General features: G+C 71.9%; 9 protein-coding genes. 4 read left to right on the forward strand and 5 right to left on the reverse strand.

Annotated elements, in window-relative coordinates:
* Nucleotides 1-145: 145 nt before the first annotated feature.
* The 4 genes from moeZ to ku form a co-directional block, all read right to left on the reverse strand.
* A complete protein-coding gene (moeZ, locus tag ACXR2U_RS13330; RefSeq protein ID WP_458825544.1) occupies nt 146-1,306 on the reverse strand; it encodes an adenylyltransferase/sulfurtransferase MoeZ in 1,161 nt (386 codons plus the stop codon).
* Nucleotides 1,307-1,452: 146 nt separating this feature from the next.
* Nucleotides 1,453-2,418, reverse strand: a complete 966-nt coding sequence (locus ACXR2U_RS13335; protein ID WP_458825534.1) for a DUF3152 domain-containing protein — start codon at nt 2,416-2,418, stop codon at nt 1,453-1,455.
* Between the two features lie 4 nt (nt 2,419-2,422).
* Nucleotides 2,423-3,514, reverse strand: a complete 1,092-nt coding sequence (locus ACXR2U_RS13340; protein WP_458825535.1) for an alpha/beta fold hydrolase — start codon at nt 3,512-3,514, stop codon at nt 2,423-2,425.
* Between the two features lie 26 nt (nt 3,515-3,540).
* Nucleotides 3,541-4,521, reverse strand: coding sequence for a non-homologous end joining protein Ku (gene ku / locus ACXR2U_RS13345; protein ID WP_458825536.1), 981 nt, complete (start codon nt 4,519-4,521; stop codon nt 3,541-3,543).
* A 69-nt stretch (nt 4,522-4,590) separates the two neighbouring features.
* Between ku and ligD the strand changes: the two genes are divergently transcribed.
* The 3 genes from ligD to ACXR2U_RS13360 all read left to right on the forward strand — a co-directional run bounded on the left by ligD (nt 4,591) and on the right by ACXR2U_RS13360 (nt 6,736).
* On the forward strand, nt 4,591-5,529 hold the full coding sequence (ligD, locus tag ACXR2U_RS13350) for a non-homologous end-joining DNA ligase (RefSeq protein ID WP_458825537.1): 939 nt from the start codon (nt 4,591-4,593) through the stop codon (nt 5,527-5,529).
* A gap of 228 nt (nt 5,530-5,757) precedes the next feature.
* Entirely contained in the window at nt 5,758-6,393 is a 636-nt protein-coding gene (locus tag ACXR2U_RS13355; RefSeq protein ID WP_458825538.1) for a TetR/AcrR family transcriptional regulator, read from the forward strand.
* A 112-nt stretch (nt 6,394-6,505) separates the two neighbouring features.
* Nucleotides 6,506-6,736 (forward strand): DUF3107 domain-containing protein, encoded by a 231-nt coding sequence (locus ACXR2U_RS13360; protein ID WP_458825539.1) that lies wholly within the window; start codon nt 6,506-6,508, stop codon nt 6,734-6,736.
* A gap of 35 nt (nt 6,737-6,771) precedes the next feature.
* On the opposite strand, the gene ACXR2U_RS13365 is transcribed toward ACXR2U_RS13360, so the two are convergent.
* A complete protein-coding gene (locus ACXR2U_RS13365; protein WP_458825540.1) occupies nt 6,772-7,434 on the reverse strand; it encodes a ferritin-like fold-containing protein in 663 nt (220 codons plus the stop codon).
* A gap of 175 nt (nt 7,435-7,609) precedes the next feature.
* Here ACXR2U_RS13365 and ACXR2U_RS13370 point away from each other — a divergent pair.
* A partial coding sequence (locus tag ACXR2U_RS13370) for a DEAD/DEAH box helicase (RefSeq protein WP_458825541.1) occupies nt 7,610-9,151 on the forward strand: 1,542 nt, incomplete at its 3' end.

The raw sequence follows: 9,151 nt of genomic DNA on the forward strand, positions 1-9,151 counted from the left end.
TGGGTGGCGTGCAGCAGGATCGCCCGTGCGACGCCGTCACGGCGCGGATGTCTCAGGGTCGTTCGTCGACCTGGTCGAGCGCTTCTCGCTGCCAGACGATGTCATCCTGCAACTTCAGGCCGTGCGCCACGGACGGCGACTCCGCTCAGTAGGACGGCAGCGAGGGGTCGACCTGGTTGACCCAGGCCGTCACGCCGCCCTGCACGTGCACGGCGTCCTTGAACCCGGCGCCCTTGACCGCGGCGAGGGTCTCGGCCGAGCGCACGCCCGACTTGCAGTACATGACGATCTGCTTGTCGTTCGGCAGGGTCGACAGAGCGTCGCCGCGCAGGATCTCGTCCTTGGGGATCAACCGGGCACCGGGGATCTTCACGATCTCCCACTCGGCGGGCTCGCGGACGTCGATGAGCTCGATCGGCTTGTCGGACTCGAGCAGTTCCTCGAGCTCTTTGGCGGTGATGGTCGAACCCATCGCCGCCTCCTGGGCCTCCTCCGAGACGACGCCGCAGAACGACTCGTAGTCGATGAGCTCGGTGATCGGGGCCGTGTTCGGGTCCTTGCGGATCTTGATCTCGTTCCAGCTCGCCTCGAGGGCGTCGAACACGAGGAGGCGACCGAGCAGGGTCTCGCCGATGCCGGTGATCAGCTTGATGGCCTCGTTGACCATGGCCGAGCCGATGGCCGCGCACAGCACACCGAGCACGCCACCCTCGGCGCACGAGGGCACCATGCCGGGGGGCGGCGGCACCGGGTAGAGGTCGCGGTAGTTGGGCCCGTGGTCGTCCCAGAAGACGCTCACCTGGCCGTCGAACCGGTAGATCGAGCCCCACACGTACGGCTTGTGCAGCAGCACGGCGGCGTCGTTGACCATGTACCGGGTGGCGAAGTTGTCGGTGCCGTCGACGATGAGGTCGTAGCCCGCGAAGATCTCGAGCACGTTGTCGTTGTCGAGGCGGGTGTCGTGGACGATGACGTTCACGAACGGGTTGATCTCGCGCACGGAGTCCGCGGCGGATTCGGACTTCTTGCGCCCGATGTCGCTCTGGCCGTGGATGATCTGGCGCTGCAGGTTGGACTCGTCGACCACGTCGAACTCGACGATGCCGAGCGTGCCGACACCGGCGGCCGCGAGGTACATCAGCGCGGGCGAGCCGAGGCCGCCGGCGCCCACCACGAGCACCTTGGCGTTCTTCAGCCGCTTCTGACCAGTCATCGCGACGTCCGGGATGATCAGGTGGCGGCTGTAGCGGCGCACCTCGTCGATCGTCAACTCGGCGGCGGGCTCCACCAGAGGCGGCAGGGACAACGGAACTGACACGTGAGTTCACTCCATCGGGCTGGACGGCGTAGCGGCTCTCGACGGTAGTCAACCGCGCCTGCCGCGGCCCTGTTCCCTGGACCACGCGGTCCCCTGGACCACGCGCCGTTCCCCGGCCCACGCCCGGGGCGGTCCTAGCCGACGGCCGGGGCGCTCTCGCCCCGCGGATCCGGCCCCAGCGCCACTCCCGGCGGGTTCGGCCACGGGTTGGGCTGGCAGATCGTGCCGTCGGTCGCCGTGGTCGTGATCGTCTGCTGCATCATCACCGGCGCGGAGCCGCCCGGCAGGCACGACATGACGTGCTCGTGGCCCAGCGCGTGGCCGTTCTCGTGGTTGACCATGTAGGTCCGGTAGGCGTCGAGGTCACCGATGTAGGCGACGTCGCCCCGGACCCAGCGGGCGACGTTGAGGTAGACGCGGCGGTCGGTCGGGTTCCAGCACGAGGTCTCGACCTGGATCTCGTAGCCGCAGGTGTCGCGGACGGTCAGCGACGACGTCAGGGTGACCCGCCAGGACACCGGTCCGGAGTCGACCCGCTGCAGCGCGCCCTGCCCCGCCCGGCCGACCCAGCTACGCGGATCGGCGAGCACGGTCTGGACCGTCTTGCCGAAGGCCGCTTCGTCGACGCCCGTGACGCCGTCCTCGACCTCGACGGTGTACCGGTACAGGTTGCCGGTGCCCGCCTCCGGGCCGGTGCCGGGCACGACGTGGAACGTCCCCGCTCCCCGCTGGGTGTACGGGGCGCCCGGCGGGAGGGCGTCGGAGGCGAGGACCTCCTGCTGTGCGCCGACCCCGGTGTCGTCGGTCTTGATGGTCTCGTCGCGGGCGGCGGGCGGCGCTGCTCCCCCTGCGGCCGTCGCTGACGGCGCCGGGTCCGCACTCTCGTCAGAGGTCTGGCTCCCTCCCCCGGTGGTCAGGGCGGCGATCGTCACGACCAGCAGCAACGGGACGGCGTAGAGGCGCCAGCCCCACCGGCGGTGCAGCCGGCCGCCGAGCCGCGAGGTGGCCGTGCCGAGGCGCTGGAGGTCGCGGCGGAACGGCGCGGGCGGGCGGGGAGCTGACGGTCGCGCGGGTGTGCGCGGCGGCAGCTGGTCCAGCACCCGGTCAGGATCGCACGGAGTCCGCGGAATCCCCGGAGGCTCGGAGGACGGATCCGTCGCCGAGCGTGCCGAGCCAGGCCCGGGCCGTCATGACCGGCTCCTCCATCATCGCGACGTGACCCGCCCCGGCCAGCACCAGCAACCGGGCACGGGGCAGGGTCGTCGCCACCCGGGGCGCGAGCGCGGGCGAGACCAACTTGTCCCGGTCGCCCCAGATCACCAACGTCGGCGCGGTGATCGCGGCGAGGTCGCGCCAGGGCGTCGCGGTGAACCAGGTCGCGACGAGCCCCTTCATGGAGGCGTTGAACGCCGCCGTGGTCCAACCTTCGTCGCCGCGGGCCTTGAGCTCGGCCGCGGCCTCCTCGATGCGGTGGTCCGGCACCCGTGACGGGTCGCCGAAAACCATCTCGACCAGGGCCTTCGCGCGCACCCGTGCCGGGACCGCGGCGATCCGCTTCTGGGCCATCCCGGCGATCCCCGGCACCAGCAGCAGCGGGGTGCGGGGGTCGTCGTCGCGCTTGACCCGCAGGTCCGGCACGGCCGGGGAGATCAGGGTGAGGGTGCGCACGAGGTCGGGGCGGCGGGCCGCGACCCGGATCGAGATGGCGCCGCCCATCGAGTTGCCGAACAGGTGCACCGGCGCCCCGCGCTCGGCCACGACCCGCTCGAGGTAGGCGGTGACCACCTGGGCGTGGGTGCGGATCGAGTACTCCCCGGTGGGCGACGGCCCGGACCGGCCGAACCCCGGCAGGTCCGGGGCGTAGGCGTCGACGTGCCCGCGCAGCTGCGCGCCGAGGTCGGTCCAGTTGGTCGACGCGCCGCCCAGACCGTGGACGAAGACGGCGGTGGGCACCTCGCCGGTCGCCGTGGTCGGGGTGTGCCGCACGAACAGCCGGGCGCCTCCGACCTCGACCTCCTCGCCGGGCCACGGCGGCAGGGTCAGGTCGAGCTCGGGCAGGCGGGTCGTGGTGTCGATGACGGCCGGCGCCGCGGCGTCGGGCGAGGGTCGGAACCGGCGCGGTCCGTTCGCCGTCGCCGCGGTGCGCAGCACCGTGCGGGCGTTGCTCAGCCGGTACGGCACCCTGCTCCGAGGCATCCCCCGAGCCTACGAACCGGCGCCGCTCACGCCGACTTGCGGGCCGGGGCCTTCTTGGCGGCGGTCTTCTTCGCCGCCTTGGCCGCCGTCTTCTTCGCGGCCGCCTTCTTGGCCGGAGCCTTCGCAGCCGCCTTCTTCGTCGCCTTCTTCGCGGGCGTCGACGTCGAGTGGTCGTCGGCGTCGTCCGCGGCGTCGTCGGCGGCGTCCGACGACGACCCCGACTCACCACGCCGCTTCTTGGCAGCGTCGACCGACGCGCGCAGCGCGGCCATGAGGTCGACGACGTTGTCCGAGCGCGGCGTCACCACGTCGTCGGTCTCGACGACCTCGCGGCCCTCGACCTTGGCGTCGATCACCTTCTGGAGGGCCTCGCGGTACTCGTCGTGATACTGGCCGGGGTCGAAGTCGCCCGCCATCGACTCGACCAGCGACTGGGCCATCTTGGCCTCGGCCGGGCGGGTCTGGATGTCCTCGTCGAGGAACGCGAAGTCGGCCTGGCGCACCTCGTCGGGCCAGATCATGGTCTCGAGCACGATGACGCCGTCCCGCACCCGCAGCACCGCCAGCTGCTCGCGGTTGCGGATCGCGACCTTGACCAGCGCCACCCGGCCGCTGTCGACGAGGGCGTCGCGGAGCAGGACGTAGGGCTTGGTGCCGGTCTTGTCGGGGTCGAGGTAGTAGGACTTCGCGAAGTAGATGGGGTCGACCTGCTCCAGTGGCACGAACTCGTGGACGTCGATCTCACGGGTCGAGGGCAGCGGCAGGTCGGCGAAGTCGTCGTCGTCGAGGATGAGGGTGTGGCCGTCGGGCAGCGAGATGCCCTTGCCGATGTCGCCGTAGGCGACCTCCTCACCGTCCGCCTCCGCGATCCGCTTGTACCGGATCCGCGAGCCGTCGGCCTTGCGCACCTGGTGGAAGCTGACGTCTCGTTCCTCGGTCGCCGAGAACAACTTGACCGGGATGGTCACCAGCCCGAACGACACCGTTCCCTTCCAGATGGCCCGCATGCGGGGGATTGTTCCCGAGATCGGTGTGTTCGCGCGACACCGACGCGGGTCGGCGGGAACGATGGTCCCGTGGCCGCCTCTACGACGAAGGTCCCGGTCGAGGTCGACGGGCGCTCCCTGACCCTGTCCAACCTCGACAAGGTGCTGTGGCCGGACGCCGGCTTCACCAAGGGCGAGATGATCGACTACTACACCCGGATCGCCCCGACCCTGCTCCCCCACATCGAGGCCCGGGCCCTCACCGTGAAGCGCTACCCCAACGGCGTCGACGAGAAGTTCTTCTTCGAGAAGAACGCCTCGCGGGGGACGCCGGAGTGGGTCCGCACCGTGAACCTGCCCGCGCCCGGATCGACCAAGAACCGTGAACGCATCGACTACATCGTGTGCGAGGAACTCGCGACCGTCGTCTGGCTCGCCAACCTCGCCGCGATCGAGTGGCACGTGCCGCAGTGGTCGGTCGCGAAGTCGACCAGGACACGAGACTCCCTGCCGACCCCGGACCTCCTGGTCTTCGACCTCGACCCGGGGCCGCCCGCGACATCGGTGCAGTGTGCACGGGTCGCGCTGCTGCTGAAGGAGATCGCGGAGGACGACGGCCTCACCACCGTGGTCAAACTGTCGGGCTCGAAGGGGATGCAGGTCTACGCCCCGGTCACGGTCACCTCGTCACGCTCGACCTCGGACTACGCACGGTCGCTGGCCGAGCGGCTCGAGGCGTCCCACGACGACCTCGTGGTCTCCCGCATGACCAAGGCGATCCGCGGCGGCAAGGTGCTGGTCGACTGGAGCCAGAACAACCCGGCGAAGACGACGGTGGCGCCGTACTCGCTGCGGGCCCGGGCCGTGCCGTCGGTCAGCGCCCCGCTGACGTGGGACGAGGTCGAGCACATCGCCTCTTCAGGTGAGGAGATGCGGCTGCTCGCCCCCGACGTCCTCGCGCGCGTCGAGGCGGACGGCGACCTGTTCGCGCCCCTGCTCGGCGACGACCACCGGGCCGCACTGCCCTGACCGGCCCGAGCAGCCGGATCCGACCCTTCACCGGTTCCACGTGGGTGTCCGGTCCGGAGGTACGAGGTTGCACCGTCGTGTCGGTGCAACCTCGTATCCGCTGGACCGGCATGGTCCGCACCACCTCGAGCGTCTCGATCCGAGGTCGAGGGTGCGGGTGCGGACGGACCCCGCACCCGCGTGCGACAGGCCCGCTCCGCCCGCCTACCCGCCGGTAGGGTTCGGGGGATGAGCACCCACACGGACGCGAACCGGGCCACCCGGATGCCGCGTTCGGCCCGGCGGGCGCAACTGCTGGCCGCGGCCACCGGCGCGTTCGTCCGGTACGGCTACCACGCCGCGGCGATGGACGACATCGCCGAGCGCGCCGGGGTCAGCAAGCCGGTGCTGTACCAGCACTTCCCCGGCAAGATGGACCTCTACCTCGCGGTGCTCGACGAGCAGGTCGCCGTGCTCACCGGCGCGGTCCGGCAGGGCCTCGCCGCCACCGACGACAACCAGCAACGCATCCGCCAGGTGCTCTCGGCCTACTTCGACTTCGTCGAGGGCGCGGCCGAGGGTGGCGACGCCGGCGCGTTCCGGCTGCTGTTCGAGTCGGACCTGTCGGCGGACCCGGAGGTGCGGGCGCGGGTCGAGCAGAGCACCGACCTCACCGTGGCGGCCGTCGCCGCGACGGTGCGGGCCGACACCGGCCTGCCCGCGGACCAGGCCCACCTGCTCGGTGTGGCGCTCATCGGCGCGGCGCAGGTCGCGGCGAAGTGGTGGCTCGACACCGGCCGCTCGATCCCCAAGGACGAGGCGGTCCGGCTGCTCGGCACCCTGCAGTGGCGGGGCATCTCGAACTTCCCGCGCCACACCGGCTGAGGCTCATCCCCCGGGGCGTGGTTCCGCTCTCGGCGGAGTACCGCCGGGCGGTCCCGGCCGTCGCACTAGCGTGGTGGGCGGTTGCAGTCCCCGTTCAGCAGGAGGGTTCCGCGTGGAGGTCAAGATCGGCGTGCTGCACACGCCGCGAGAGCTGTCGGTCGACACCGAGATGTCCGTCGAGGACGTCGAGGCGGCGGTCGAGGCGGCGGTGTCGTCGACCAAGCCCAGCTCGCTCGTCGTCACCGACACCAAGGGCCGCAAGGTCATCGTCCCGGCCAACCTGGTCGCCTACGTCGAGATCGCGCCGGCCGACGTGCGGCGGGTCGGCTTCGCCACCGGCTGAGCCCGCTCGGGCCAGGCCTGCGCCTGGGGCTGTTCCTAGCGGAGCAGCCCCAGCGCGTCCATCCGCTCGCCGTGGCGGTCGGTGAGCCGGGTGATGAGGGCGGCGACGCCCGCGAGGTCCCCGCTCGCCCGCACCACGAGCTCGGTGAGCGCGTCGCGCTCGGCGGCGACCCGCTGGGTCTGAGAGATCGCCTCCCCGACCAGCCGCCGCGCCCAGAGCGCGAGCCGGCCGGACAGCGTCGGGTCGGCCGCTATCGCGCCCCGGACCTGGGCGACGGCGTACCCGCCGTGGCGGGAGTCGTCGAGGACCCGGGCGACGAGGTCGCGGGTCTCCGGGTCCAGGTCGCGGGAGATCTCCCGGTAGAAGTCGGCGGCGAGGCCGTCACCCACGTAGTTCTTGACCAGGCTCTCCAGCCACGACGACGGCCGGGTCTGACGGTGGAACTCGTCGAGCGGCCCCCGGAACGGCGCCATCGCCTGCTCCGGCGACGCGCCGAGCGAGGACAACCGGTCCGCGACCGCGCGGTGGTGGCCGATCTCGACGGCCGCCATCTCCGCCAGGGCGACCCGCCCGCCGAGGGTCGGCGCGAACGACGCGTCGGCCGCCAGGTGCTCGAAGGCGAGCAGTTCGGCGTAGGCCAGCAGGCCCAGCAAGTCTGTGACCTCGGGCGGGGGTGACGTGTCTGATCCGGCGTCCACGGGAGTGAACGGTAGGCTGAGGGTGTTCCACCGGTGGCGCAGCAGCGCCGACCGACATGCGCGTCGTACCGACCGCCCTCCGTGCACCGCCTCCCGGGCCCCGCCTGGTCGAGGCCGGTGCCTGCCAACGAGGCGTTCCACTCGGCGCACCGAGTGAGAGACCACACCACCACACATGACTGCGATCCACACCGCCGGAGACGGCACCCCGACCACCGACAGCACCGAGAACGCGACCGACGAGACGGTCGTCCTCGCCGACGGCACCGAGACCAAGGCGCTCGAGGCGTCGGCCCCGGTCAAGCCCGAGTCGCCGAAGTTCAGCGAGTTCGACGTCAAGCCCGAGATCGTCGAGGCCCTCGAGGGCGTCGGCATCGTCCGGACCTTCGCCATCCAGGAGCTCACCCTCCCCGTCGCGCTGCAGGGCGCCGACCTCATCGGTCAGGCCCGCACCGGCACCGGCAAGACCCTCGGCTTCGGCGTGCCGCTGCTCAACCGCATCGACACCACCCCCGGCCGCGGCGCCACCGCCCCGCAGGCGCTGGTCATCGCCCCCACCCGCGAGCTCGCCGTGCAGGTCTCGGGCGACCTCGCCACCGCCGGCGGCAAGCTCGGCGCGCGGGTCCTCACCATCTACGGCGGCCGCGCGTACGAGCCGCAGGTCGAGGCGCTCAAGAAGGGCATCGACGTCGTCGTCGGCACGCCCGGACGCCTGCTCGACCTCGCCCAGCAGGGCCACCTGCAGCTGGGCGCCGTCAAGATCCTCGTGCTCGACGAGGCCGACGAGATGCTCGACCTGGGATTCCTGCCCGACATCGAGAAGCTCATGGCGATGCTGCCCAAGCAGCGTCAGACCATGCTGTTCTCGGCGACGATGCCCGGCCCGATCGTCTCGCTCGCCCGGTCGTTCCTCGACCGTCCCGTGCAGATCCGGGCCGAGGGCCACGACGCCCTGCCGACGACCGAGAACGTCCACCAGTTCGTCTACCGCGCCCACGCCCTGGACAAGGTCGAGATCCTGGCGCGCGTCCTGCAGGCCGAGGGCCGCGGGCTCACCATGATCTTCACCCGCACCAAGCGCACCGCCGCCAAGGTCGCGGAGGAGCTGGAGACGCGTGGCTTCGCCGCCGCGGCGGTCCACGGTGACCTCGGTCAGGGCGCACGCGAGCAGGCGCTACGTGCGTTCCGCTCCGGCAAGGTCGACGTGCTGGTCGCGACCGACGTCGCGGCCCGCGGGCTCGACGTCGAGGGCATCACCCACGTCGTCAACTACCAGTGCCCCGAGGACGAGAAGACGTACGTCCACCGCATCGGCCGCACCGCGCGCGCCGGCCGCGAGGGCATCGCGATCACGCTCGTCGACTGGGACGACCTGCCCAAGTGGAAGCTCATCTGCGACCTGCTGAGCCTGCCGCAGCACGAGCCGGCCGAGACCTACTCGACGTCGGAGCACCTGTTCCTCGAGCTGGACATCCCGCGCACCGTCACGGGCGTCCTGCCGCGGGCCCAGCGGACCCGCGAGGGTCTCGACGCCGAGACCGTCGAGGACCTCGGTGGCCGCGCGCCGCGGACGTCCGGCAGCCGTGACGGCGGCCGTGACAGCGGCCGCGACGGCGGTCGGGGTCGTTCCCGCGGCGGCCGCAACGGCCGCTCCGGCGAGGCCTCGGGCCCGGCCCGTGGCACCACCGGCGGCGAGCACCGCGCCGAGGCCACCGCG

It is taken from the genome of Jatrophihabitans sp. YIM 134969, from assembly GCF_054456675.1.

Coding starts and splice junctions, on each gene's coding strand:
- ACXR2U_RS13355 (WP_458825538.1), top strand. CDS start 5,758: ATGAGCACCCACACGGACGCGAACCGGGCCACCCGGATGCCGCGTTCG.
- ACXR2U_RS13340 (WP_458825535.1), bottom strand. CDS start 3,514: ATGCCTCGGAGCAGGGTGCCGTACCGGCTGAGCAACGCCCGCACGGTG.
- ku (WP_458825536.1), bottom strand. CDS start 4,521: ATGCGGGCCATCTGGAAGGGAACGGTGTCGTTCGGGCTGGTGACCATC.